At 34.3% G+C, this 26595-nt stretch carries 23 protein-coding genes; 8 read left to right on the top strand and 15 right to left on the bottom strand.

What is annotated here, in order from left to right; translation table 11 throughout:
• Positions 1–154 precede the first annotated feature (154 nt).
• From tyrS to AC1DCD_RS07315, 12 genes are all read right to left on the bottom strand, one after another.
• Positions 155–1453 carry a tyrosine--tRNA ligase gene (gene tyrS, locus AC1DCD_RS07370; protein WP_008447361.1) on the bottom strand — a complete coding sequence of 433 codons (1299 nt, stop codon included), beginning with the start codon at positions 1451–1453 and terminating at the stop codon, positions 155–157.
• Between the two features lie 71 nt (positions 1454–1524).
• Entirely contained in the window at positions 1525–1800 is a 276-nt protein-coding gene (gene yidD / locus AC1DCD_RS07365) for a membrane protein insertion efficiency factor YidD (protein WP_019036041.1), read from the bottom strand.
• On the bottom strand, positions 1797–2294 hold the full coding sequence (rnpA, locus tag AC1DCD_RS07360; protein ID WP_019036040.1) for a ribonuclease P protein component: 498 nt from the start codon (positions 2292–2294) through the stop codon (positions 1797–1799). Before rnpA ends, yidD begins: the two co-directional genes overlap by 4 nt.
• Positions 2294–3049 (bottom strand): uroporphyrinogen-III synthase, encoded by a 756-nt coding sequence (locus AC1DCD_RS07355; RefSeq protein WP_464639255.1) that lies wholly within the window; start codon positions 3047–3049, stop codon positions 2294–2296. Before AC1DCD_RS07355 ends, rnpA begins: the two co-directional genes overlap by 1 nt.
• A 6-nt stretch (positions 3050–3055) precedes the next feature.
• Entirely contained in the window at positions 3056–3988 is a 933-nt protein-coding gene (locus AC1DCD_RS07350) for a DUF4271 domain-containing protein (protein ID WP_019036038.1), read from the bottom strand.
• A 9-nt stretch (positions 3989–3997) separates the two neighbouring features.
• Positions 3998–5290, bottom strand: coding sequence for a methionine adenosyltransferase (gene metK, locus AC1DCD_RS07345; RefSeq protein WP_019036037.1), 1293 nt, complete (start codon positions 5288–5290; stop codon positions 3998–4000).
• A 200-nt stretch (positions 5291–5490) separates the two neighbouring features.
• A complete protein-coding gene (locus AC1DCD_RS07340; RefSeq protein WP_464639252.1) occupies positions 5491–8307 on the bottom strand; it encodes a M16 family metallopeptidase in 2817 nt (938 codons plus the stop codon).
• Positions 8308–8470: 163 nt separating this feature from the next.
• Entirely contained in the window at positions 8471–10450 is a 1980-nt protein-coding gene (locus AC1DCD_RS07335; protein ID WP_464639250.1) for an LTA synthase family protein, read from the bottom strand.
• 8 nt (positions 10451–10458) lie between these two features.
• Positions 10459–12333, bottom strand: coding sequence for an ABC transporter ATP-binding protein (locus AC1DCD_RS07330; RefSeq protein ID WP_308532730.1), 1875 nt, complete (start codon positions 12331–12333; stop codon positions 10459–10461).
• A 75-nt stretch (positions 12334–12408) separates the two neighbouring features.
• Positions 12409–13737: a tRNA (N6-isopentenyl adenosine(37)-C2)-methylthiotransferase MiaB gene (miaB, locus tag AC1DCD_RS07325; protein WP_019036033.1), complete on the bottom strand. Its 1329-nt coding sequence runs from the start codon at positions 13735–13737 to the stop codon at positions 12409–12411.
• A 257-nt stretch (positions 13738–13994) separates the two neighbouring features.
• Entirely contained in the window at positions 13995–14294 is a 300-nt protein-coding gene (locus AC1DCD_RS07320; RefSeq protein WP_308532731.1) for a hypothetical protein, read from the bottom strand.
• Between the two features lie 48 nt (positions 14295–14342).
• Positions 14343–15299 (bottom strand): hypothetical protein, encoded by a 957-nt coding sequence (locus AC1DCD_RS07315; protein WP_308532732.1) that lies wholly within the window; start codon positions 15297–15299, stop codon positions 14343–14345.
• 313 nt (positions 15300–15612) lie between these two features.
• On the opposite strand from AC1DCD_RS07315, the gene AC1DCD_RS07310 reads away from it, so the two are divergent.
• Genes AC1DCD_RS07310 through cysS form a run of 4 tightly spaced genes read left to right on the top strand, consistent with a single transcriptional unit; the run spans position 15613 to position 19386 of the window.
• Complete coding sequence (locus tag AC1DCD_RS07310; protein ID WP_308532733.1) at positions 15613–16869, top strand: peptidase U32 family protein; 1257 nt, start codon at positions 15613–15615, stop codon at positions 16867–16869.
• A gap of 13 nt (positions 16870–16882) precedes the next feature.
• Positions 16883–17302: a SufE family protein gene (locus AC1DCD_RS07305; protein WP_008447315.1), complete on the top strand. Its 420-nt coding sequence runs from the start codon at positions 16883–16885 to the stop codon at positions 17300–17302.
• A 10-nt stretch (positions 17303–17312) separates the two neighbouring features.
• Positions 17313–17858, top strand: a complete 546-nt coding sequence (locus AC1DCD_RS07300; RefSeq protein WP_008447395.1) for an RNA methyltransferase — start codon at positions 17313–17315, stop codon at positions 17856–17858.
• 40 nt (positions 17859–17898) lie between these two features.
• Entirely contained in the window at positions 17899–19386 is a 1488-nt protein-coding gene (gene cysS, locus AC1DCD_RS07295; protein ID WP_464639246.1) for a cysteine--tRNA ligase, read from the top strand.
• 105 nt (positions 19387–19491) lie between these two features.
• Here the strand turns inward: cysS and AC1DCD_RS07290 are convergent, their stop codons facing one another.
• The 3 genes from AC1DCD_RS07290 to dapB form a co-directional block, all read right to left on the bottom strand.
• Positions 19492–20106, bottom strand: coding sequence for a WbqC family protein (locus tag AC1DCD_RS07290; protein ID WP_464639244.1), 615 nt, complete (start codon positions 20104–20106; stop codon positions 19492–19494).
• Positions 20107–20139: 33 nt separating this feature from the next.
• Positions 20140–21672 (bottom strand): signal peptidase I, encoded by a 1533-nt coding sequence (gene lepB / locus AC1DCD_RS07285; protein ID WP_464639242.1) that lies wholly within the window; start codon positions 21670–21672, stop codon positions 20140–20142.
• A 73-nt stretch (positions 21673–21745) separates the two neighbouring features.
• Positions 21746–22501 (bottom strand): 4-hydroxy-tetrahydrodipicolinate reductase, encoded by a 756-nt coding sequence (dapB, locus tag AC1DCD_RS07280; RefSeq protein ID WP_464639240.1) that lies wholly within the window; start codon positions 22499–22501, stop codon positions 21746–21748.
• A 347-nt stretch (positions 22502–22848) separates the two neighbouring features.
• Between dapB and AC1DCD_RS07275 the strand changes: the two genes are divergently transcribed.
• The 4 genes from AC1DCD_RS07275 to yfcE all read left to right on the top strand — a co-directional run bounded on the left by AC1DCD_RS07275 (position 22849) and on the right by yfcE (position 26381).
• Positions 22849–24147: a DUF2851 family protein gene (locus AC1DCD_RS07275; RefSeq protein WP_308533179.1), complete on the top strand. Its 1299-nt coding sequence runs from the start codon at positions 22849–22851 to the stop codon at positions 24145–24147.
• 33 nt (positions 24148–24180) lie between these two features.
• Positions 24181–24591 carry an acyl-CoA thioesterase gene (locus AC1DCD_RS07270; RefSeq protein ID WP_008447222.1) on the top strand — a complete coding sequence of 137 codons (411 nt, stop codon included), beginning with the start codon at positions 24181–24183 and terminating at the stop codon, positions 24589–24591.
• A gap of 30 nt (positions 24592–24621) precedes the next feature.
• Positions 24622–25752, top strand: coding sequence for a DNA-processing protein DprA (gene dprA, locus AC1DCD_RS07265; protein ID WP_019036026.1), 1131 nt, complete (start codon positions 24622–24624; stop codon positions 25750–25752).
• Between the two features lie 89 nt (positions 25753–25841).
• Positions 25842–26381: a phosphodiesterase gene (gene yfcE, locus AC1DCD_RS07260; protein ID WP_019036025.1), complete on the top strand. Its 540-nt coding sequence runs from the start codon at positions 25842–25844 to the stop codon at positions 26379–26381.
• Positions 26382–26595 lie beyond the last annotated feature (214 nt).

Here is a 26595-nt window from a genome sequence, read left to right as displayed (position 1 = left end):
TTCCAAAGGTGTAATGTATTTCTTTTTAAACAGTATAGTGTTATATTTAAGGAGTTAATCTTTAAGCATTTAATGTAGGTAATAACAATATGCAAACAGGGTATGAAAAGTTATTTTTCATACCCTGTTTGCATATTATGTAAATATAATTTTATTATTTTACAATGATTAAAGAGTAGTTTTTCTTACCCTTTTGCACTAAAAGATATTTACCATCTATGAGGTCATTAGCTGTAATAACTTGATCGAAAGCAGTAAGTTTTTCTTTGTTGAGAGCTACTCCTCCTCCTTTTACAAGTTTGCGCATCTCGCTTTTTGATGGGAAAATATTCATGCCTTCCTGATTCATAACCTCAACGGCAGGCTGTCCTAAAACATCTTTGCTTATCTCATAATGAGGTACATCTTTAAAAACATCAGTAAAGGTTTGTTCGTCAAGCTGTAACAAATTTTCTTTAGTACTTTTGCCAAAGAGGATATTTGATGCAGCAATAGCCATATCAAGATCCTCTTGTGAGTGAACCATACGAGTAACTTCCTCTGCTAAACGATGCTGAAGAATACGTCGACCGGGGTCAGCACTATGCTCTTCTATCAGTGCTTCTATAGTAGTTTGATCGAGCGAAGTAAATATTTTGATATATTTTGCAGCATCATCATCAGAGACATTGAGCCAGAATTGATAAAAGGCATAAGGGGTAGTGCGGTTACGATCTAACCATATATTGCCGCTTTCGGTTTTTCCAAACTTTTTCCCATCAGCCTTTGTTATAAGTGGACAAGTGAGACAATAAGCCTCAGCCTCACTTCCGAGGGTACGTCGGATAAGTTCTGAACCAGTAGTCATGTTACCCCATTGATCGTTACCACCAAGTTGCAACTTTATGCCATAATGCTGATACTGATAAAGAAAGTCGTAACCTTGTAGAAGTTGGTATGTAAATTCTGTGAAAGAAAGCCCATCTGAAGCCTCACCGTTTAATCTACGCTTAACGCTATCTTTGGCCATCATATAGTTTACAGTAATATGTTTACCTACGGTACGAGCAAAATCGAGAAAGGTAAAGTCTTTCATCCAATCATAATTATTAACCATTTCAGCTTTATTAGGCTCAGTACTATCGAAATCTAAAAACTTGCTAACCTGTTTTTTTATAGCTTCCTGATTATGGTATAAGGTATCAGCATCAAGTAAATTGCGTTCCTGACTCTTACCGGAAGGGTCGCCAATCATACCCGTAGCACCACCAACAAGTAGGTAAGGCTTATGGCCACAACGCTGCAAATGGCGTAACATCATTATGCCGCACAGATGTCCGATATGCAGTGAGTCGGCAGTTGGGTCAGTACCTAAATAGGCTGATACCATTTCTTTCATTAAAAACTCTTCCGTACCTGGCATCATCTGTGCCAACATTCCACGCCAACGTAGTTCTTCTACAAAGTTCTTCATTGCTTTATTGTTTTAGGGTTATATGCAAAATCTTTATTTATTATTATTAGTCTGGATATTATAATATTAGGTTATGGTACTGGATCATAACCACTTCCTCCCCATGGGTTACATCGTAAGATGCGCCAAATAGCTAATGCAAGCCCCTTTATAGGACCATGTTTCATGATAGCTTGTTTAGCATAGACAGAACAGGACGGTGTAAAACGGCATGAAGGTGGTGTAAATGGTGAGATAAAATGTTGATAAAACACAATAGGTATACATAATAATATGGAAAGACTATACGAACAAAGGTGTATAATCTTTTTTATCCAATTGCCTTTTATATCATTTAATGATTTCATATCTCTACCTCTCCTATACGTTTCATTAAGTGGCACACACGTTGTTCTATCTGAATAGAGCTATATAGCTTATCATCAAGCCATATCATGGCTATAAGTAGCTGTTTATCTTTATAAGAGGTAAGCACCGTGTTAAGTAACGAACGGTTCTTTCTAAAAGCTTCACGTATTTGTCGTTTTATGCGATTTCTCTTTACAGCTCTTTTAAAAAACTTTTTAGGAACACTAATAAGCAGCTGTACCTGAGCATCGACGGTATTAACGTTGTTATTGATAAGCTCTGCTTTTTTATTGTTTTGAACAGCTTCGTTAGGTATAAAACGAAAAACTGCTCTTAAGGGAAATGCCGTCATTGATTTGCTGGCACCACCCTCAAAGAGCAGTTCTATTTGTTTTTTACTACACAGGCGTTCAGCTTTACGGAACTTAAACATAGATGGCTTACGTTCCGAAGATATAAGTTTTGAACATGCATCTGTGTATAAAATAGACATTATTTTACCCTATTATTTGCCTCTAAATACGCCTTTAAAGCACCGGTCATAGAAGGGTGTTGCGCTGTAGGTGCTTCAAGGTCTAAACGATAACCTAAGTCTCCTACAGCTTTAGCTGTAGCCGAACCGAAAGCAGCTACCTTAACATCGCCTTGTTCTAAACCAGGAACATTTTCTTTTAAGGCTTTTACACCCGTCGTAGAGAATAGAACAACCATGTCATAATCAAAATTTTTGACCTCTTCTTCTGACATGTTATTAGTAACAGTGCGATACATTATACATTCTGTATGCTTTAACTTATGAGCCTCAAGCAAAGAAGAAATAGCACTATTATGAACAGAACTTTGTGGAACTAAAAACTTTTCATTCTTATGCTTTTGCATTAAAGGTATCAAGCTATCTATTTTTCCAGTATTGCCAAAGAACACTTTACGCTTCCTATATTGCACATATTTTTGGATATAGAGAGCTATGGTCTCAATAACACAAAAGTATTTCATATCTTCTGGTATAGTGATACGCAACTCTTTTGCCAACTTAAAGTAATTATCCACTGCATGACGAGAGGTGAAAACTACTGCAGTATAATCTAACAAATTGATCTTTTGCTGACGAAATTCTTTAGAAGAAATCCCCTCAACCTTAAAGAAGGGTCTAAAAACTAATTCCACACCTAAGTCGGAAGATATATCATAATAGGGCGATTTATCGCTTGTTGGTTTAGGTTGTGAAACCAATATTTTCTTTATCATCGCATTCTAAAAGTTTATATTCAAATAGTTACCTGTTAGAGTTAAAACTCCCCATAAAAGTATTAATGGTATTATTTCTAAAGTGCAAAAGTACAAAATTATTTGCAAACTGATAGTTCTTCTGCTGAAAAAGATAATATAGCTTTTATAAAGCTGTAGGATTTTAACAAAAAAGACAACGAAAGCACTATAAATAATGGCTATATGAAAAGATAAATTGAAATATACCAATAACAAAACCAAGGGGAAAAGTAATATCCCCTCTATAGTGTTTAAAAAGAGACGTGCCTTTGTCCAATTACGGCTCTGCTCATTTTCAAAGAAAGTCCAGTTTACTACAGAGTAAAAAAAACGTTTAATAATGAAATAACCTACAAACTCGGCAAAGAATATAGCTATCTTGACAAGTTGTGCATCATTATTACATACAGCCCCAGATATATGCCCCCAGATAATAAAAAAGATAACACCAAGGAGTAAAGATGTTTGTAATAATAGTAGTGGCATTATCCTTCCTTCAGATATGCTTTCTGCTTTTACTTGCATACTACGTGATGCTCCAAAAAAAGTTTGTATCTGACTGATTATAAAACTTCTTGAAACAGAAAAACTGAACATAGCCAAAATAAAACAAACCAACAATACACCAGATAGTGTATTGTCAGTACTTAGCGTATATGGTACAGGGTCGCCAAGCTCAGGACCATACCAAACGCTGTTCTTTTCGAGCTTAAAATATTTGTTACCCTTAAAATATCCTTCTTCTTCGAAATGCAAATTAGAAAGTTTAAATGGCTTTGGCGTCTTTAAACCTCTTATTCCCAAAGTATCGGTAGGCGATTGGCTCTTAGAATTTTTATCCATCATTACCTTTTTCGTACTACCTACTCTTGATAGCAAGAGTGTAGAAGGAAGGGTAAGAGAATCGGTATTTACCATTAAAGTTAGTTACAATCCGAAAATCTTTTTAATATCATCTACTTTATCAAGTTTCTCCCATGTAAAAAGCTCTACTTCCATTTCTTTTTTGTCATGGTAATGGCTTTCAAAATGTTTTTTCACTATTTGGTTCTTTCTTCCCATATGTCCGTAAGCTGCTGTCTCAAGATACATAGGCTGGCGAAGCTTTAATGTACGCTCAATAGACTTAGGACGAAGATCAAACATAGACTTTATCTTTTCAGCAATCTCACCATCTGATAATTGTACATTAGAACGTCCATAGGTGTTTACATATACACTAACAGGCTCTGCTACACCTATAGCGTAAGATAGTTGTACCAATATTTCATCGCTGACACCTGCTGCTACCATGTTTTTTGCAATATAACGTGAAGCATATGCAGCAGAGCGATCTACCTTAGAGGGGTCTTTGCCAGAAAAAGCACCACCACCATGAGCACCTTTACCACCATATGTATCTACTATTATTTTACGACCTGTAAGACCTGTATCGCCATGAGGACCACCAATAACAAACTTACCAGTAGGATTTACTAAGTACTTTATATTATCATTAAAAAGAGATAATACCTTAGTAGATGTAATCTGAGCCTTAACACGTGGTATTAATATTTCAATAACATCTTTACGAATCTTTGCAAGCATAGCCTCATCTGCCTTAGACTGAGCTTCTTTTGAGCTATCTGAAGGCTTAATGAAATCGTCATGCTGTGTAGATACCACTATGGTATCTATACGCTGTGGGATATTATCATCGCTATATTCAACAGTAACCTGACTCTTTGAGTCGGGGCGAAGATAGGTCATGAGCTTACCTTCTTTACGAATAGCTGCTAAAGTAGTCATAAGAAGATGAGCAAGGTCTAAAGTTACAGGAATATAATTATCTGTTTCGTTACAAGCGTAACCAAACATCATGCCTTGATCGCCTGCTCCTTGATTTTCATCATCACCATTTTCTACACCACGATTAATGTCGTCACTCTGCTCGTGAATGGCTGATAAAACACCACAACTATTACCATCAAACTGATATTCAGCCTTAGTATAGCCTATATTATTAATTGTTTTACGAGCTACAGTTTGTAAATCAACATACTCTTTAGAGCGTACTTCTCCCATAATAATAACCTGCCCTGTTGTGTTAAATGTCTCAATAGCACAATGTGCATTATTATCATAAGCTAAAAATTGATCTAACAAAGCATCGCTTATTTGATCTGCAACTTTATCTGGGTGACCTTCTGAAACTGATTCTGATGAAAATAAATATGCCATAATTACTTTTACTAAAGTTCAAATATTAAGATGCAAAGTTACAGAAAACGAATAGTATAAAGTAAAAAAATAGTGAATATTTAATTTTGTTTAAAAGATTAGGTGGATATTATAAAAGCACAAAAAGAGTTATCTACAATGATAACTCTTTTTATGTGTTCTTTCTTTGTTGTGAACAAAGAAAGAAAAATATGTTTATCTTACTTGCCTGGAGTCATAACTACTTCTACATGAGTGTCGGCAGAGTAAAGATCTTTAATAAATTTAGCCATCTTAGACGATGTTAACCCTTTTACAGTATTCTTATAATTAGTATAAAGGTCTACACCGTAAACATCAAAGACTTCTAAGATATTTTTCCAATAACCATTATTCTTGGCATTGATATCAGCATTCTTTAGCATGCTATCCTTTATTTTTTGTAGCTTGTCATCATCTACCTTTATAGTATTCTTTTTGAAACATTCATCAAGTAGTTTTACTGCAAGTGTAGATTTAGCTGGATCCATTGGGCAGTAAGCCTGAATCTGGGCAAAGAATTTCTTGCCTTCTCTTACCAAATCCCCATTAGCACCTACAGAGTAAGCAGCTCCTGCATCTTCTCTAATACTCTTAAGATAGTCCATTGTGAGGATTTGACCTGCTACATCTGTCATTACATCATTATCTAACGTGTTAGCTAACTCTTTTCTCCAAATATCAAAAGCTATAGCCTTTGGTGTTTCAGACTTACGGGTAAACTTATTAATGCGTTTGCCGTTAGGAATACGATCAAAATAAATATAATTTTCTTTCTTGGCAGCTGGGAAACAAGCAATATATTTTTCTATAAGTGGGCGAAGTGCAGCTTCATCAAAGTTGCCTACAAACATATAAGTAAACTGTGCTGGGTTAGCAAATCGCTCTTTCCATATTTCTAAAACTCTGTCCATACTTGCTTTTTTCAAAGTAGCTGCTGTTAATGGGGCAAAGCGAAGATTATGATTGTATAATGTTACAGATAAAGAGTCAGAAAAGACACTTTCGGGCATTAAATCTTTGTTTTTCAAAGCTTGTTCAAGCTGACCTTTAGCAGCAGAGAATGAAGATTCGTCTTTACGTAAGTCTGTAAAATGTAAGTAAGCTAATTGCATCATTGTTTCTAAATCCTTAGGAACGGAAAAACCGCTCATTCTTTGAGTTTGTAACCCTAAGCCTAATTCTATAGAAACTTGCTTGCCAGCCAATACTTTTGGCATTTCCTGATTACTAAAATTGCCCACACCCACGGTAGACATATAAGGCTCAAAAAGCTGTAAGTTAGCATAATCTTTAGCTCCATAAAGACTTTTACCACCGTTAGAATAAGCTTCAAAGAGTATTTCGTTATCTTTATAGTTGGTCTTTTTTAAAATAACCTTAGCACCATTACTTAAAGTTAGCTCTTTGTAACCTAATAGTTTGTTCTCTTTTTCTTTAATAATTTTGCCTGCTTTAGGTAATTTAGTTTCATCAAGTAATGGTTCTTGCTTGACATTATCTACCCAAGCAGATAATTTTTCAGCACGTACATTTTTAATAGTTTGTGCCATCTGTGCTTCTGTAATATACTTTTTACCAGCTAATTCACGTTCAAATAGGTAGCTAACCATATTGCTATCTTTGTCAGAGATAAGCTCTTTAGCGTAAGCGTTTATTACATTAACGTTTAAAGCTGTGAGTCCTACTAAAGATTTCATTATGTGATAATAATCTTCTGGGCTTGGAATAGGCTCATTAGATAAATAGTGGTCACGTAATTCGTTACCGTAAGAATTGTTACTCTTCTTAGTTCTATTTAAATAATCCGATTCTATTGCTGACAAAAAATCAGCTTTTGCACGTTCATACTCTGTAGCAGTAAAGCCGAATTGACGTACACGTAGGGCTTCACGATATATTGCAGCTAATGCTTCTAAGTCTTTTCCTTCTTTAGCTCGTGCACTAAGTTGGAACGCGTCCTTTGTTTTTGATAAAATATAATTACTTACATTTGCACCAGCACTAGTAAAAGGACAGTTTTCTTTTTGAGATAAATCGCTTAAACGTTGGTTTAGCATATTTGTTATAATATCTTTAGCATATGTATCGATATAATAACTTTGGTCATTTTTTTGTGCATCAGGGAAGACGTCATGCTTCATAGCAATGCCAATAAGGGTGTATTGCAGCTCTTTATCCTTATCAACAACATAGATAGCATTCTTGTTGTCAGGCACTTTTTCATCTATTACTTTGGCAACATTTGTAGGAAGTGTAACATTAGCCCATAGCTTCTTTATTTGTGCTTCAATATGATCTACATCTACATCGCCTACTACTATTATACATTGGTTGTCTGTACGATACCATTTCTTATAATATTCGCGTAAATCTTTATAAGGAAAGTTGTCTACTATGCTCATTAGGCCTATAGGCAAGCGGTAACCATACTTAGAGCCGGGATACATCTTAGGTAGAACACGTTCGTATATACGCATAATAGGGTTTGAGCGAAGCTGCCACTCCTGATGAATAACACCACGTTCTTTGTCTATTTCTTTATCGGCAAGTGTTAGACCATTCGACCAATCTTTTAGAATCAATAAGCAAGAGTCGAGTGCTGTTTGGCGTTTTGTTGGCACATTGCATACGCGATACACTGTTTGATCAATGCTTGTGTAAGCATTTAGGTCGGAACCAAACTCAACACCAAGGCTGCGAGTAAACTCTAATAATGTAGAGTCAGGGAAGTGTTCTGAACCATTAAAAGCCATATGTTCTAAGAAATGAGCTAAACCGCGTTGTTTGTCATTTTCTTGAATAGACCCTACCCGCTGCGCAATGTAAAAGTTAGCAACATGTTCTGGCCACTCATTATGTAAAATATAATAAGTAAGACCATTACTTAATTTACCCTGTCTTACGTTCTTATTTGCAGGAATAGTACCCATTTGCTGAGCGGATATAATCCCTGTTATAAAACAAAAAGACAATAAAAGCAATTGTTTTAATTTCATTTTTATTAAGTTTGAATTATGATTTAGCATTAAAATAAACTACATAATGTGTTACAAATATACACATTACATTACTTTACAGCAAAAAGCAAACAAAAAATTGTTTGCTTTATTAGAATTTTTAACATAAACGTCTTGGTTATATATATATTATCTATATTTATTATTTACCAGCTTTCAGTTTGTCATGGACCATTCTATACATATATTGCTGTATAATTGCTTTTAACTCTTTTTCCATTTGAGCTTGTTCTTTTACTTTACCTTTTAGATTATACTGCATTAATTTATCGTCTAAACGGTATATTCCTATTGTTTGTTTTCCATCAAACTGAAGTGTATATCCATATTTACAATATTGATAAATTCCGTTTAGATAATTTACGGCATAGGTCTCTTTCATAGGTGTAGTAAGCAAGTCGCAACCAAAGGATAAGTAAGGCTTATCATAACCTAAGGCACTCAACACAGTAGGAAGAATATCTATTTGTTGGGCGATACCATTTTTCATACATGGTTTTATTTCTTTGCTGGGATCATATATAATAATAGGTGAAGAGAAACCACCTATATCTGTTTGATATTGTTTATGATCACTCAGATTAGTATGATCTGATGTTATTACAAAGATGGTATTTTTAAACCAAGGTTGTTTTTGTGCTACAGCAAAAAACTTGCCTATAGCCATATCTGTATAGCGTATACATTTATGAATGACTAATCCTTCCTCTTTATATATATTCTTATATTTATCAGGAATAACATAAGGGGTATGACTTGATACAGTGAAACAAGTGGTCATAAAAGGCTGTTTCATTTCTCCTATCTTAGCAGCCCAGTATTGTAAAAATGGTTCGTCCCAGATACCCCAATGTCCATCAAAATCGTCTTCTCCGCCAAAACGTGGGTCTGCGTCATAGTCTTGTCTTCCATAATACTGCTGAAAGCCTATTTTTTTAGAAAATGCAAGAAACCCCATAGACCCACGAATGGCACCATGAAAGAAAGATGTACTATATCCTTTAGCTGCTAACAGACCAGCCATACTGGTATAATTGTTCATAGATGCAGGGGTTAATACAAAGGGTTCTTTAAACATTGGAATGCCACAAAGTATGGAAGGCATACCATCAATACTCTTTCTTCCATTGCAAAAAGAGTATTTAAAAACCATGCTTTTATTAATTAATTTATCTACGTTAGGTGTGTATCCATACTTACCTCCTTCTAAATCTTTATTAAAAGCACCTATATATTCACGCCCAAAGCTTTCAACGATAAGTATAACAACATTTTTCTTTTTAAACGGATGTGTTGGCTTTGGATAATGAATAGGACTGAAAATTTTCTCAGCTTCTTTTATATTAGCAAAATAATTAGGTACTTTAAAGACATCTTTGCCAATTGTTCTGATTAAAGAAAATGGAGTGTTAAGTACTAAGGCACAGTCGGTAGGACGTTTAACATATTCATTGGCATTGTTTATTGTTATAGGCCGAATACTTGAAGCAAAACCTCCACGGCACCAGCTTATTATAAACGGTGTAATACAAGCTAAACATAAAAGCTGTACTATACCAAACTTTATCTTAGCTTTTATAGATGAATAAAGATTTGCCGATATATGGGGAGTAACATAAAGGCGCCATAAAAGGAAAACAACTATAATGGTAAGCAAGATTAAATACCAGTGAACAAGCATCTCTCCTATGAAAACATCAGCAAGATTATTTTCGTTACTAAACTCATGGAACACACTAATAGTGGTGCGACGCAGAGTGTAAGGGAAGTATACAGAGTCGCAAAGGTTTAGAATAAAGCAAAAGGAGTTGATAATAATAAATATCCATTTGCATATCAAATGGTATGCTTTACATTCTTTTATCCATAGAGGGAAGAGCATCAAAACAATGTAAAAAATATTGGTATATGCTATCGCAGAGCGATCGAAGATATATCCTCCAAAAAATATTGATACTAAGTTAGATGTGGAAATACCCTCTGAAAAATAGCTATAATTTTCTAATAAAAATTCTATTCTTGCTATAAAATATATAGCAAAGGCAATAATAAGGTTAAGTATCACGCTTATTAAAGGTGCAAAGATACATCTTTGTGAATTTGTTTTTAGTAATTTAAGCATATTTTTTATTATATTTCCTGCATATCATGTAGCTTTTTATAGTAGCCATCTATGCTCATTAGTTCGTCATGTGTGCCTCGTTCTACTATTTGCCCCTCATGTAGTACGCATATTTCATCTGCATTTTTTATTGTAGATAAGCGATGAGCTACAGCAATAGTAGTACGAGTTTTCATTAAGCGAAATAGTGCATCTTGCACCAGACGTTCGCTTTCTGTATCTAAAGCAGAAGTTGCTTCATCGAGAATAAGTATAGGAGGATTTTTCAAAATAGCCCGGGCAATACTTACTCTTTGTCTTTGACCACCAGAAAGGCGTCCTCCACGGTCTCCTATATTTGTATCATATCCTTTCTCACTTGCTAAAATAAACTCATGTGCATTAGCTATCTTTGCTGCATCTATTATCCGTTCTTCACTTACTTCATCTACTCCAAAGGCTATATTATTACGAAAAGAATCATTAAAAAGTATAGCTTCCTGATTCACATTACCTATAAATTGGCGTAAATTATGTACACTAAGATCTTTAATATTTATACCATCAATAAGTATTTCGCCTTCTTGTACATCATAATAACGAGGAATTAAATCAAGTAAAGTAGACTTTCCGCTACCACTCTGCCCTACCAATGCTATGGTTTTACCTTTTGGAATGGTAAGGTTAATATTTTTTAGCACCCAATGTAATATAGGTTTACCTTCGGCATCATATTTATCACTATAAGCAAAACTGACATTCTTAAACTCTATCTGATGTTCAAAGCTATTAATAGAAAGTGGTTTTTCGGGGCTTTTAATGCTTATTTCTGCTTTTAGTATCTTATCAACACGTTCCATAGAAGCAAGACCTTTAGGGATATTATAACTTGCTTTGGAAAACTCTTTTAGTGGATTTATTATACTATAAAGTATTACAAGGTAATAGATAAAGGTAGGACCACTGATTACAGGATATTGCCCAAGTACTAACATACCACCGAACCATAATACAACAATAATCATAACCGTACCTAAAAACTCACTCATGGGGTGTGCCATCTGTTGTCTTATATTAACCTTTGTAATATCATCACGATATTGTGAGTTTACTTTATTGAAACGTTCGTTCATTTTGTCTTCAGCACAAAAAGCTTTTATTATGCGAAGCCCGCCCAAAGTTTCTTCTACTCTACTCATGGTATCGCTCCAAAGAGCTTGTGCCATGATACTATTTTGTTTTAGCTTACGCCCTATAAAACCCATAAACCAGCCAAAAATAGGAACAAAGATTATGGTGAACAATGTAAGCTGCCATGAAATAGTAACAAGTGTAGTGAAATAAATAATGATTAAAATAGGATTTTTAAATAGCATATCCAGTGATGACATAATAGAATTTTCTATCTCTTGTACATCACCACTCATGCGTGCAATAATATCCCCTTTGCGCTCTTCGCTAAAAAATCCTAATGATAGAGATGTTATTTTCTTATAAAGCTGATTACGAATATCTCTGACAACGCCTGTTCTTATAGGAATAATGTAAGCTGAGGATAGAAAGTAGGATGTTGTTTTAAGAAAAGTCATAGCAGCAAGCGTAAGCCCTATGATTAATAAAGTAGTGGTAGGTCCCCAACTGGTAATATAAATCTGCGTATAGTAATCGAAGTTATTTGAAACAACTTTTTCAAGTGAATCTAATGAATTGATGCTGTTCCAAGGTATGGCGTGTGTAGTGCTCGTACCAGAATCCACCTTAAACAAAATCTGAAGAATAGGTATTAATGTTGCAAAAGAAAATACATTCAATAACGCTGATAGTATGTTGAATATGATCGACATTACAAGATACTTCTTGTAAGGTGGTACAAAACGGCGTAATACTTTTATAAATTCATTCATAACCTCCACAAATATATAATATTTAGAATAGAACTGCAAATAAATAAATATCTTTTCATTCTATTCTAACTTATTTTAAACCTCTTCTCCTATTAATGTAGCACTCGTAGAGCTTATAATGCGTACATGAACAGTGTCGCCAATATGGTGTTTACCTTTAGGGATAACTACAGCTTTGTTTTGTGGGTTGCGTCCCATTAACTGATCATGACTACGTTTTCCAAATCGTTCTATTAAAATATCAAACTCCTTACCCTCGTCTTTCTTGTTTTGTTCTGCAGAAATTTGCGTTTGCAAATGGATAAGCTCGTTTAGTCTACGTATCTTTTCTTGCTCAGAAACATTGTCAGGTAGATGTTTAGCTGCATATGTTCCTGGACGCTCTGAGTATTTAAACATAAAAGCAGAGTCGAATCCCACTTCACGCACTAAATCGAGAGTTTGATGGTGATCCTCAATAGACTCATTATGATACCCCACAAAGATATCCGTGGTTAGCCCACAGTTAGGTATAATAGACCGTATGGCAGCTACTTTTTCTAAATACTCTTCACGTGTATATTTGCGATTCATATCTTTTAAAACAGTATTACTACCGCTTTGTGCAGGAAAGTGGATATGGTTGCAAAGGTTATCCTCTTGAGCTACAACATGAAGAATATCCTCTGTCATATCTTCAGGGTTAGAGGTCGTAAATCTTACCCGCATATTTGGAACACTTTGTGCTACCTTTTGTAATAGTTCTGCAAATGAAGTGCCATTCTTTGGACGCTTGCCATTAGGAAGCAGACCATACGAATTAACATTTTGCCCAAGCAAGGTTACCTCCTTAAAACCACGCTCTTTCAAATCGTTTACTTCTTGAAGTATACTTTCTACATCGCGTGAACGTTCTCTGCCTCGTGTAAAGGGAACTATACAATAATGGCAGAAATTATTACAACCACGCATAATACTGACAAAGCCTGAAACCTTATTACCTCCTATACGTTGTGGTATAATGTTACGGTAAGTCTCTGTTGTAGAAAGCTCTATATCGCATGCATTATTGCCATTTTCACATTGTGCTATCATATCAGGAAGGTTGAGATAAGAGTCTGGACCACAAACAAGATTAGCATGATGATTATCTATTAAGTCATCTCTTACACGCTCTGCCATACAGCCTAATACTCCTAAGATAAGATCCCTACCCTTGCGTTTCTCTGCGTGTAAAGACTCAAGACGGTTATATATTTTGTTCTCTGCATTCTCACGTATTGAACAAGTATTAATAAATATAGCATCTGCATCATCTTCTTTTTCACAAACGTCATATCCTGCCATTTTCATTACAGATGCTACAACCTCAGAATCTGCCACATTCATTTGGCAGCCATAAGTTTCTATATAGAGTTTTTTCATTCGTTCCCTTTACTTAATATTTAGCTTGCAAAGGTAGTAAATACTTTGCAAATAGGCAATTTCAAAAAAGTTATATTTACCTTCTGTAATCAAGGTAAATATAACGGAGTTTATATAGGCTAGGCTTGCTTTATTACAAATTAAGAGCAAGGACTTTCAAAAAAGAGGTTTGAGGTTAATCCTGAAAGTTGGACAACTAAACTTTCAGGATTACCTTAAGTTTTGCACATCCTCATTTTTTAGGTTTCTAAGAACTTTTAGTTGTCAGCAATAAATTTATATATAATGAAACCGATAATGTTACAGCCCAAAATAGCAATATATGGTAGAATGTCCCAAAGCAAATAACTTCTATTTTCCTTTATTGTTTGTCGCCAGTTCATATCATTAGCTCTTAGCAAAGAGTAAATTACTACAAATGAAGAAATAAAGAATAGAGCACCAACTATAAATAATATTATTTCGAAAAGTCTATTATCTTCAAAAAAGAAATAGTAGATAAGACCACCTACGTAAAATAATGTTAATAATATTTCATTTATTTTCTTATAATTCATAGCCGTAAAGTTTGTAGTATTACAAAAGTAACTTGTAATATTAATAATCTATAGGTGTATGACTTCTATTGTTGTATTACTTTCTATAGGCGTCATTTCCTCTATAGTTGGATGGTAAGGGGTATTGATGTCGTCTATAGGTGTACTACTATTTGAATGTGTACTACTATTTGAATGTGTACTACCATTTATAGATGCATAGGGATCTATTGAAGTAGTGGTATTTTTAGGTGTGTTGCTTTTTATAGAATCTATATAACTACTACTTGGAACACCTGATTGAGGGATACGACCATTGGGATGCGTTGTTTCATCTCTTGAATCAGAAGTTATTTCCATATTGTGGTTAGCATCGTACAGGCATTTAGAAAAATCATAAATGAAAATAGCAACTCCAATATAGCCTAGGTATCTTTTTGCTATAGCTTTTGCCATTTGTCCAAGGGTCTTTGCGTTGATAAGCATTTTAGTCCCTTTTACGATATTATATAATCCAGAATCAGTAATTGACTTCCTAAGTATATCACGTATCTCAGTAATACCACTTGCGCTCAAAGCGCATCGTCCTACTTTTTCTGCTGTGATCCTTTCGGATGGAATTAGATCTTTTGGATCAATAGGTTTGTCTGTAGTTGTTTCGGATAAACTCGAAAAGATTACAACCATTGCTGCTAATTGACTTTCAGATAACTGCTTGATAGATTCTTGTTCACTTTCACTTAACTCTTGAAAGTCGGAACTTTGCATTAATTGTTCTCTTATAGCTAGTCCTTCCTCGGTAAATGGTTTAAAAACTTCTTTTGCCTTTTCTTCTGTTAACATATTTGCAGAAACTCTAGTTCCCACATGAACAATAGAACTAATCTTTTGATACGCAAGATTGAAATCGCTTCTTGTCATACTAACCTCAATCATTTGAGAGGGCTCCTGTGTATCTGTAGACTCGGTTTGTGAACATGAACAAAGCAAAAATGCTAAAAATAAAATTGAAAAAGTTCGTTTCATAAGGTTTAGTTTTATTTATTGAAATTGCAACAAATTTAAGCAAAAAAAAATATTAGTAGCAAAGAATTTGATTTTTTAGTAAAAGTTTATACTTTCAGATAAACTTTTATTATGTAAAGGTATCACTTTCTGCATGCCCCCTGTTACTTGCGGTCCCACGAAAGGTTTAGATCTTGCTTTTTACAACCTTAGCTATTATTGCTATTAATTAAGTGTAAACTTTATTAGAATTGTAGTATTTTAGGTGTTAATATTGTTAATGTAAGGTCATTTTCTGTACCTTTGCAGAGAATTAGATAACAACAATAGGATAATGGTAGATAACATTGGCGAATATGAAATAATGGCTCCTGTAGGTTCGAGGGAGTCGCTCGCTGCTGCTATTAAAGCAGGGGCAAATTCTATTTATTTTGGTATAGGGAAGCTAAATATGCGTTCTCACTCAGCTAATCATTTTAACACAACCGATTTAAAAGAAATAGCTTCTACTTGTAGTGAAAAGAATATAAAAACTTACCTTACAGTAAACACAGTTATTTATGGCGAAGATATTAACACTATGCACGAAATTATTGATGCAGCAAAAGATGCTAATATTACTGCAGTAATAGCCAGTGATGTAGCTGTAATGATGTATTGTAGGCAGGTAGGAATGGAAGTACATCTATCAACTCAGCTTAATATTTCTAATATTGATGCATTAAAATTTTACGCACAGTTTGCTGACGTAGCAGTATTGGCACGAGAATTGAATATGGATCAAGTAAAAGAGATACATCGAAAGATATTAGAACAGAACATAACAGGTCCTAAAGGTGAGCCTATACGAATAGAGATGTTTTGTCATGGAGCTTTTTGTATGGCTGTTTCAGGCAAATGTTATATGAGCTTACATGATAACAATCGTTCTGCTAATCGTGGTGAATGTACGCAAATATGTCGTCGGTCATACACTGTTACAGATAATGAAACGGGTAATAAATTGGAAATTGATAATAAGTACATAATGAGCCCGAAAGATTTAAAGACTGTTCGTTTTATTGATCGTATGATGGACTCTGGGGTAAGAGTGTTTAAAATAGAAGGACGCGCAAGAGGGCCTGAATATGTTTATACTGTAGTAAGTTGTTATAAGGAAGCTATTGAGGCTACGCTTAGTGGTACATATACCGAAGAAAAGAAAAAGGAACTCGATGAACGTTTGTCGCGAGTCTTTAATCGTGGCTTTTGGGACGGTTATTATCAAGGACAAAAGTTAGGAGAATGGACTAAGAATTATGGTAATAAAGCTACAGAAAAGAAGGTTCAGGTGGGTAAGGTGATAAAGTTTTTTTCAAAAATAGGTGTTGCCGAAGTGTCTGTTCAGAGTAACACTTTTACAAAAGGCGACAAACTTTTAATAACAGGACCTACTACGGGGGCTATGTATTTAAATGCAGAAGAGATACGTTTTGATCTTCAGCCTGTAGAGAAAGCCGAGCAAGGCACACGTGTTTCAATACCTGTTCCCAACAAAGTACGTCCCAATGATAAATTGTTTAGAATAGATAAAGTGGATATCAACGATTAAAAACTAAAAGAATATGACTATAAATGAAGCTCAAGATGCAGTGATAGAAGAATTTGAAGAGTTTGATGATTGGATGGATAGATACCAAATGCTTATAGATCTTGGTAACGATCTGTCGCCTCTGAACGAAAAATATAAAAGTGAGCAAAATCTTATTGATGGCTGTCAGAGTCGTGTTTGGTTACAATGCGATTATGAAGATGGTAAGCTTTTCTTTACAGCCGATTCTGACGCACTTATAACTAAAGGCATTATAGCTCTGTTAATACGTGTGCTAAGTGGGCATACTCCTAAAGAAATCATGGAAGCCGACTTATATTTTATAGAGAGGATAGGACTTAGACAACATTTAAGTCCGACACGTAGTAATGGACTTTTATCTATGGTTAAACAAATTAAGGCATATTCCATAGCCTTTAGCACAAAGCAATAATAAAGAAAAAATGCGCAAACTACGCACCATAGAGATGCAGCGGTTATCGCTTGCAGAATTTAAAGAAGCTAAGAAATTACCCCTTGTAGTAGTGCTTGATGATGTTCGCTCCTTATATAATGTAGGAAGTATATTCAGATCAGGTGATGCTTTTCGTATAAAGGCTGTATATCTTTGTGGTATTACAGCAACACCTCCAAATGCTGAAATTCATAAGACAGCACTTGGAGGAGAAGATTCTGTAGAATGGAAATACTTTACTCGTACCGAAGATGCTATTGTCGCATTACATGACCAGGGCTATTATGTATACTGTGTAGAGCAAGTAGAAGGTTCTGTTAAGCTACAAGATCTTTCCAAAATACTTACCCCTCACTCTTTATATGCTATAATAATGGGCAATGAGGTTAAAGGTGTAAAGCAAACAGTAGTAGATCTTAGCGATAATAGTATAGAAATACCACAGTTTGGTACAAAACATTCACTTAACGTAAGTACTACTGCAGGTATAGTAATATGGGAGTTTGCAAAAGCTTATTTGGATTTTATGAAGTAATTATGTAAATTTGCAATAAAAGATAAAATAGAACAGCACTATGCAAGATTTAGTTATTTATAATACACTTCATCGTAAGAAAGAGTTATTTCAACCTATAGCAGCACCTCATGTAGGTATGTATGTATGCGGACCTACAGTATATGGTGATCCACATTTAGGGCATGCACGTCCAGCAATTACTTTTGATATACTGTTTCGCTATCTTCAGCACATAGGATACAAGGTGAGATATGTTAGAAATATTACCGATGTGGGGCATTTAGAGCATGACGCTGATGAGGGAGACGACAAAATAGCTAAAAAAGCACGCCTCGAACAACTGGAACCTATGGAGATAGCACAGCATTATACTAATAGTTATCATGATGCTATGCATGCTCTCAATGTGTTACCTCCCAGTATAGAGCCTCACGCTACGGGTCATATCATAGAGCAAGAACAATTAGTAGAAGAGATTATAAATAATGGTTATGCTTATCAAAGTAATGGAAGTGTATATTTTGACGTAGCAAAGTTTAATGAAAAGCATAAATATGGTGTTTTGTCAGGGCGTAATCTTAATGATATGATTAATAATTCACGTGAGTTAGCAGGTGTCAGTGAGAAAAGAAATCAGGTGGACTTTGCATTATGGAAACGTGCAATGCCAGAACATATTATGCGTTGGCCATCACAATGGAGCGAAGGATTTCCTGGTTGGCATTGTGAATGTACTGCTATGGGGCGTAAATATTTAGGGAATCATTTTGATATACATGGCGGAGGCATAGATCTTGTTTTCCCACATCATGAGTGCGAGATAGCACAAGCAGTGGCTTCTCAAGGAGATGATATGGTGAAATATTGGATGCATAATAACATGATAACCATTAATGGGCAGAAGATGGGTAAGTCGTTGGGAAACTTTATTACTCTTAATGAGTTCTTCTCAGGTAAACATAAGAGTTTAGATCAAGCTTACTCACCTATGACTATTCGTTTCTTTATAATTTCTGCACATTATAGAAGTACTGTCGATTTTTCTAACGATGCTTTAAAGGCTGCACAAAAAGGTTATGAAAAGCTCATAAATGGTATCGAAGACCTTAAAAAAATACAAACATCTACCGAATCGGACGCTAATACAAAGATGTTTGTAAATAGTTTACGTAAGAAGTGTTATGATGCGATGAATGATGATCTGATGACACCAGCCGTTATTTCTTTATTGTTTGAGGCTTGTCATGTTATAAATCTTTTGATAGACCATAAAGCACAGATATCATTAAGCGATAGTAAAGAGCTAACAGAAGTAATGAATATTTTTGCTTTTGATATACTTGGTTTGCGCAATGAGCGTAGTATAAATAATGAAGCGCGTGAAGAAGCTTTTGGTAAAGTGGTAGATATGGTATTAGAGCTTCGAGCAAAAGCTAAAGCAGAAAAGAATTGGGCAGTAAGCGATCAGATACGTAACGCTCTCTCAGAGGCAGGTTTTCAGGTAAAAGATACAAAAGATGGAGTATCATGGAAATTAGATAAATAAAGCAAATGACAAAATAAAGAATACTTATTGTTATATATAATAGCAAGACTTGTTTAATATTTACATATCAAACAAGTCTTGTTTCTATATGGTTATTTGGTATGGTTATAAATAAAAAATAGCCTCATTACCTTCATTAAACAATAAGTCTATAATGCTCATGTTAGGCTTAAAACCATACTTTTGCTTATATACTTGATAATAAGGCTGCGGTATGAAATCATAATCGATAAGTGGATGCTTAGGGCGAATAGCCTCACGCAAATCTGTTGTATCGTTATATGGATTGGAAACATATTCGTCAGTGAAGGTGATATTAGGCGAAATGTTTAATAACTCACATATCTTATATGTTATTTCTATATTAAAATCAAAAAGAAAACTCCATTTCTTTTTAAAAAATGGATATATATCATCTTCGTAATATTCAAAGAAGGGGCTTTCACCATAAGCTGATTTTAGTGCATTCCAATGGATACGTTGCCAATTGCCATGATCGCTTATGCGTACATCGCGTATTAAACATTTTGTATGTTCAAACTTTTCCACAGGAATGGTTAGAGATTGCTCACCATTAGTGGTAGGTATCACACATCTATTACGATATGTTTGCTTCAAAAAATATTCATATTGCTCTATAGCAACAATTTTATATCGATAAATTTTTTGATACCATTGTATTGGTCCAAAATAAGTGGTACTGAGTAAGACCTTATCCATATAATTATAGTATAATATATATCATACTGATAATTATTTAATATTATCAACCCAAGTAAACAAGCGATTCCAACGAATAGAGCCAAGACCTTTATAGTCAGGATCACTACTCCACCAGATAAAAATAGGCTTTCCTACTATATGATCTTCAGGTACAAACCCCCAATAACGGCTATCGGCAGAATTATGCCTATTGTCTCCCATCATCCAATAATAATCCATTTTAAAGGTATAGCTGTTTGTTTGCTTACCATTAATAAATATCTTATTGCCTTTAACCTTTAAATTGTTGTTTTCATACACCTTAATACAACGCTCATAAACAGGTAGATTAGCTAAGGTTAGCTTAATACTTTTACCTTTTTGAGGTATCCAAATAGGTCCAAAGTTATCTCTACTCCAGTTAGTATAAGCGTTAAGAGGATAGTTTGGCCCATTATATATATCTTTATCTGTTACAGGACGAATAGCTGCTAACCAACCTTTTTTCTTAAGCGCAGCAATAGCATGTTTTGTGAGTGGCATATATCCATCAAACTGGCGTAACACATTACTATTTAATACTAATCCACTTTCAAGATCATATCCATGTAAACGTGCCAAACTTGAAATATCTTCATTGCTTATGCCGTTTGCCTTTCTAAAGTCGGCATTATTTTCATCTGCCAGTTCTGTGGTAGTGATACCTTTCCATTTAATGAAATAAGTATATTGTACATGTTCAGGCTCTTTGTTAGCTTTACCATTAATATATACTATTCTGTTCTTTATCTGTAATATTTGCCCAGGTAGTCCAACACAGCGTTTCACATAGTTCTCGCGGCGATCTGTAGGACGTGTTTCAAGTACTCCGTATATAGCAGGGTTGTTAACAATATAGCTTCTACCCTTTTCATATGCTTTTGTAAAAAAAGCACGTTGTTGCAAAAGGGACATATGTGCGAGATTGATATTTGGATTTTGTTGTGCCATAAGGCTCTCTCCTAAGGTGTAGGCTGTTTGGTAATAATCTTGCGCAGAGTAATTAGGATTACTCATGATGGTGTCGCCTGCAGGGTAATTAAAGACTACAATATCGTTTATCTTTACTTTGCCAAATCCTTTTACACGTCTATATTCCCAATGAGGCCATTCTATGTAGCTGTTACAGTTAAAGATAGGTAGAGTATGCTGCGTGAGAGGCATTGTAAGCGGTGTTTCTGGTATGCGAGGACCGTAGCTAACCTTTGAAACAAAGAGATAATCACCTGTAAGAAGAGATTTTTCTAACGATGAAGAGGGGATAACATAATTCTGAAAGAAGAACAGATTAATAAAATATACTGCAACAAGAGCAAATACAAGAGCATCTATCCAGCTCATTATAAACCGAACAGGACCTTCTGCTTCTTTCCACCATTGCCATCTTATCTTTTTAGAAATATAAATGTCATATATAAAAGGTAACACTATCAATCCCCACCATGAGCCTACCCAGTATAGGAAAAGTAAATAGAGAATAGTTACAAAAATAAACTTTATCCACTGTTTTCGTGGGTTGAGCTTTGCTTTTTCTTTATCTATCATTTGTCTTTTTTGTTTTGTTATAAAAAAGATATGTACTTATCTCTTAAGAAGTAATGTTATTATAACATGATGTTTAAAACTTAAACAAATCGCTTGTTGTAAGTAATCCCTCGTGATTTTTAGTATATTCTGCTGCAAGTACTGCCCCTAAAGCAAAACCTTGTCTGTTATGAGCATCATGAGTGATGGTTATTTGATCGGCTTTAGAATCGTAGGTGATAGTATGAATACCAGGAACTTCATCTGTACGTATAGAGGCAATGGGAAGCTCATTGTCTTTTATGTTACAACTTTCTATAACAGTACCATCGGCTAAGTGTTGTACACCTTTTACCCATTTGTTTTTACGATCTATACGATCTATTATCTCCTCGGCTAAAGTAATTGCTGTTCCTGATGGTGCATCAAGCTTATGAATGTGATGAACCTCTTCCATTTCGACATCATATTGTGGAAAATTATTCATAATTTTAGCCAAATAGCGATTTACAGCAGAGAAAATAGCCACTCCTATAGAAAAATTGCTTGCCCAAAAAAGAGTTTTTCCTTCTTCTTTACAAAGACGTTCCACGTCGTTTTTATGGTCATTCATCCACCCAGTAGAACCACTTACCACTTTTATATTATGTGCAAAAGCACGAAGGTAATTATCATAAGCAGCTTTAGGATTAGTAAATTCTATTGCTACATCAGCTGAAGCAAAAGCAGGAGAGTCAAAATCTTCTATATTATTTACATCAATGATGCTTACTATTTCATGTCCACGATTAAGAGCAATTTGTTCTATCATATGCCCCATTTTGCCGTAACCTATAAGTGCTATCTTCATATTTCCTTTTATTTAATAATATACAAAGGTAAGTAGTTTGATACATATCACAAAAAAAATAACTTATTTTAAGTGCCTGCTAAGATTAAACATTATACAAGAGGTGTACAAAAAAGTAGTTTTCTGTATAAATTGTTATACATAGATAAAAAGGTATATTATTAATGGAATGATATTGTTTTTATGAAAACCTATAAGAAGACTTTAGTAAGCTGAAGTTTTTTTACTTGTAATAACTTATAGCTAATTATATTTTTTTCAATGATAAGAAATAATATAATGAAAGGAGTTATTTTATTAGATTTTATTTGTATTTTTGTCAACCTCTTTAAATTATTAAAATCTAAATGGAACAGTTACTCCATTATGTATGGAAGCATAAGCTTTTCCCACTTATAGGATTACGAACTACTAACAACGAGATAGTGGAAGTAATTGACACGGGCTTGCTAAACACTGACGCAGGACCCGATTTCTTTAATGCAAAGATAAAAATAGATAATACATTATGGGTAGGAAATGTAGAGATACATGAAAAATCTACTGATTGGTATTTGCATAAACATCATCTTGATGTAAACTATAACAATGTAATACTACATGTTGCAAGTACTATAGACACTGAGGTGCAAACTCTTTCGGGTAATAATCCACCACAAATAAAATTAGAAATACCAAAAGAGGTAAGACAAAACTATGAAGAGTTAATAAAAAACGATACCTATCCACCATGTTATAAGATTATTCCTTCGCTTTCTACAATAACTCTTCATTCTTGGATGAGTGTTTTACAAACAGAACGTTTAGAGCAAAAGGCAGAAGATATTGTCTTGAGAGTAAAGCAAATGGATGGTTCGTGGGAAGATGCTTATTTTGTAACTTTAGCAAGAAACTATGGTTTTGGTATTAATGGTGAGGTTTTTGAACAGTGGGCTAAACAATTCTCTTTACAAAAAACAGTAGGACATCATCGTGATAATCTTCTACAAATAGAATCGTTCTTCTTAGGAATGGCTGGTTTGCTCGATCCTCTTTCAATACCAGAACGTTATAGAGAAGAAGCTATAAAACAAGATTATTATAAGCAACTGAGTAGTGAATTTTCTTTTTTGTCGCATAAGTTTGGAGCAAAGCCAATATCTTATTCCTTATGGAAATTCCTTCGATTGCGCCCTCAAAACTTTCCTCATATAAAGATAGCACAGCTATCATATTTATATTTCTGTAAAAAAGCAGGTTTGTCAAATATTATTTCGTGTGAAACTATAAAAGAATTGAGAAAAATTTTACAAACAGAAGTTAGTAAATATTGGCAAACACACTACACTTTTGGGGCAGAAAGCACTGAGAAGAAGAAGCATTTATCAAGTAATTCTATTGATGTGATAATTATAAACACAATAGTGCCAATACTCTTTGCTTACGGACATTACAAAGATAATAGCCTATTAATAGAAAAAGCCTTCTCTTTGTTAGATCAGCTTAACGCTGAAAACAACAATATTGTTCGTATGTGGCGTGATGTAGGCTTAAAAATAGAAACAGCAGGAGATTCACAAGCTCTTATACATCTTAAGAAAAAATATTGTGATAGTAAGGATTGTTTGCGATGCAGAATAGGTTATCAATATTTAAAGAGAATATAGTATATATAAAAAATATTATTAACAATTATAACGATGAAAGAAAATAATTATATTTTTGAAACCAGAATGGAGGTTCGCGACTATGAATGTGATATACAAGGTATAGTAAATAATGCTAATTATCTGCATTATACAGAGCATACCAGACACCGTTTTCTAAAGTCGCTGGGTGTTAGTTTTTCCGATTTACATGATAAAGGGGTTGATGCAGTAGTAGCCCGTATGGCACTAACATATAAAGTGCCACTTCGTTGTGATGATGAGTTTATCTCTCGAATGGGGTTAACAAAAAAAGGATTAAGGTGGGTTTTTAATCACGATCTTTATCGTGCTAATGATGAAAAGTTGTGTTTTCATGCTGATGTCGACCTTGTTACCTTGATAAATGGAAAATTAGGTTGGAGTGAAGATTATGATAAGGCTTTTTCGGGAGTACTTAAATAAAGGTGTAAAGTCGATAGTATTATATAAAAAATGTTATCTACCGAAACGATAAATACTATGCTTCTATCTCGCTTGGCACTCTTTCGCCAAGCAGAGTTATTAAACCTTTATAAACGAGCAGAGAATGCTTCACAAATAATAGATCATAAGGATAATATTAAAGATATAATCCCTGATGCTTCTAATTTTCTTATAGAAGCATTGAAGAATATCGACTTGTTTAGAGAAAGAGTAGAGAAAGAGTTAGAATTTATAGAAAAAAAAGGGATAAGGGTATTTACTTTTAATGATGCTGACTATCCGCAGCGGTTAAAAGAGTGTCCCGATGCGCCACTATTGTTATTTTATAAGGGTAAAGCAAGTCTTAACCCATTACGATGTATAAACATCATTGGAACACGCCATTGTACTAATTATGGTAAGGATCTTATTCGCTCTTTTGTAAAAGAGCTAAAAAGCTTATGTCCACAGATAGTTATTTATAGTGGTTTAGCATATGGAGTAGACATTTACGCACATCGTGCTGCAATAGAAAATAGTATTGAAACAATAGGAGTTTTGGCTCATGGGCTTGATATGTTATATCCTTCTACTCACAAGGATACAGCTATAGAAATGATAAACACAGGCGGGTTACTTACCGAGTATATGTCTATGACGCAACCAAAACCACGCAACTTTGTACAAAGAAACAGAATTGTAGCAGGATGTTGTGATGCTACGATACTCGTAGAGTCAGCATCAAAAGGTGGAGGTCTTATAACTTGTGGTATAGCGCATAGCTATAATAGAGAAATATTTGCTTTTCCGGGTAATGTAGGGTCTGAATATAGTGAAGGATGTAATAACCTTATTAGAAAAAATTGTGCAAATCTAATTACCAGTGCTTACGATTTTGTTCAAGCTATGGGATGGGAAGATACTTCAAAAATTGATATAGCACGAAAAAAGGGTATAGAACGTACACTGTTTCCCGATGTTACAGAAGAAGAAGAACGTATAATAACGACGTTAACAAAGCATAACGACCTTCAGATAAATATGCTTTCTATACAATCAGGAATACCTTTCTCAAAACTCACAGGATTACTTTTTAGCTTAGAGATGAAAGGTATTGTTAAGATGTTAGCAGGTGGAATATATCATTTATATATGATGTAATATTGTTTTTATAATATATTTTATTTAATAAAACATGATATAGATTTATATTTTACAACACACAACTCATTATAAAATATTTGTATTTTATGAAATACTTACTCGTTTCAGATATACATGGGTGTCTTCCTACTCTTGAGAAGGTACTTAGTTTCTATGATAAGAATCATTGTGATATGCTATGCATATTAGGCGATATTCTTAATTATGGTCCACGCAACACTATCCCTGAGGGTATTAATGCTCCTGGAATAGTAGCTGTGCTAAATAAAAGAGCAAAAGATATTATTGCAGTGCGTGGTAATTGTGAGGCTGAGGTAGATCAAATGTTACTACATTTCCCTGTCCTTTCAGATTATACACTGATAGTAGATAATGGTAAAAAACTTTTTCTTACACATGGGCATATATATAATAAAGAACATATGCCACAAGCAGGAATAGATGCTATTATATATGGCCACACTCATCTTTGGGAATTATCTAAGCAAAAAAACATATTGATAGCTAATACAGGCTCTATAACATTTCCAAAAGGTGGTAATGAGCCTACTTTTATGACTTATGAAAACGGCTTGTTTACTATCTTTAATCTAAATGGGAAAATATTAAAACAAAAAAAAATATAAGAAAAAATAGTAACGATAAGCGTTTTATTTATCGCTATTTATATTATGTATATCTTTTTTAGTTACATTTCATTTTAGGTTTGTTTGTCAGAACAATATTGGATCATTTTCATTTATATTATTGCTAAATAGTCCATCCTTAAAAGCCTAATATTCATCTGATTCATAGTATATTATGCTATAAATTATTTGCAAATATCTGCAAGTTTTTGTA

It is taken from the genome of Prevotella sp. C0209C1 (assembly GCF_056583855.1).
The sequence above is the reverse complement of the archived record's forward strand: the minus strand, read 5'-3'. Positions and strand labels throughout refer to the sequence as shown.

Coding starts and splice junctions, on each gene's coding strand:
- AC1DCD_RS07290 (WP_464639244.1), bottom strand. CDS start 20,106: ATGGATAAGGTCTTACTCAGTACCACTTATTTTGGACCAATACAATGG.
- dprA (WP_019036026.1), top strand. CDS start 24,622: ATGTTATCTACCGAAACGATAAATACTATGCTTCTATCTCGCTTGGCA.
- miaB (WP_019036033.1), bottom strand. CDS start 13,737: ATGAAAAAACTCTATATAGAAACTTATGGCTGCCAAATGAATGTGGCA.
- AC1DCD_RS07330 (WP_308532730.1), bottom strand. CDS start 12,333: ATGAATGAATTTATAAAAGTATTACGCCGTTTTGTACCACCTTACAAG.
- AC1DCD_RS07350 (WP_019036038.1), bottom strand. CDS start 3,988: ATGGTAAATACCGATTCTCTTACCCTTCCTTCTACACTCTTGCTATCA.
- tyrS (WP_008447361.1), bottom strand. CDS start 1,453: ATGAAGAACTTTGTAGAAGAACTACGTTGGCGTGGAATGTTGGCACAG.
- AC1DCD_RS07340 (WP_464639252.1), bottom strand. CDS start 8,307: ATGAAATTAAAACAATTGCTTTTATTGTCTTTTTGTTTTATAACAGGG.
- yfcE (WP_019036025.1), top strand. CDS start 25,842: ATGAAATACTTACTCGTTTCAGATATACATGGGTGTCTTCCTACTCTT.
- AC1DCD_RS07310 (WP_308532733.1), top strand. CDS start 15,613: ATGGTAGATAACATTGGCGAATATGAAATAATGGCTCCTGTAGGTTCG.
- metK (WP_019036037.1), bottom strand. CDS start 5,290: ATGGCATATTTATTTTCATCAGAATCAGTTTCAGAAGGTCACCCAGAT.
- AC1DCD_RS07320 (WP_308532731.1), bottom strand. CDS start 14,294: ATGAATTATAAGAAAATAAATGAAATATTATTAACATTATTTTACGTA.
- cysS (WP_464639246.1), top strand. CDS start 17,899: ATGCAAGATTTAGTTATTTATAATACACTTCATCGTAAGAAAGAGTTA.
- rnpA (WP_019036040.1), bottom strand. CDS start 2,294: ATGTCTATTTTATACACAGATGCATGTTCAAAACTTATATCTTCGGAA.
- dapB (WP_464639240.1), bottom strand. CDS start 22,501: ATGAAGATAGCACTTATAGGTTACGGCAAAATGGGGCATATGATAGAA.
- AC1DCD_RS07315 (WP_308532732.1), bottom strand. CDS start 15,299: ATGAAACGAACTTTTTCAATTTTATTTTTAGCATTTTTGCTTTGTTCA.
- AC1DCD_RS07355 (WP_464639255.1), bottom strand. CDS start 3,049: ATGATAAAGAAAATATTGGTTTCACAACCTAAACCAACAAGCGATAAA.
- lepB (WP_464639242.1), bottom strand. CDS start 21,672: ATGATAGATAAAGAAAAAGCAAAGCTCAACCCACGAAAACAGTGGATA.
- AC1DCD_RS07275 (WP_308533179.1), top strand. CDS start 22,849: ATGGAACAGTTACTCCATTATGTATGGAAGCATAAGCTTTTCCCACTT.
- AC1DCD_RS07305 (WP_008447315.1), top strand. CDS start 16,883: ATGACTATAAATGAAGCTCAAGATGCAGTGATAGAAGAATTTGAAGAG.
- AC1DCD_RS07300 (WP_008447395.1), top strand. CDS start 17,313: ATGCGCAAACTACGCACCATAGAGATGCAGCGGTTATCGCTTGCAGAA.
- yidD (WP_019036041.1), bottom strand. CDS start 1,800: ATGAAATCATTAAATGATATAAAAGGCAATTGGATAAAAAAGATTATA.
- AC1DCD_RS07270 (WP_008447222.1), top strand. CDS start 24,181: ATGAAAGAAAATAATTATATTTTTGAAACCAGAATGGAGGTTCGCGAC.
- AC1DCD_RS07335 (WP_464639250.1), bottom strand. CDS start 10,450: ATGCTTAAATTACTAAAAACAAATTCACAAAGATGTATCTTTGCACCT.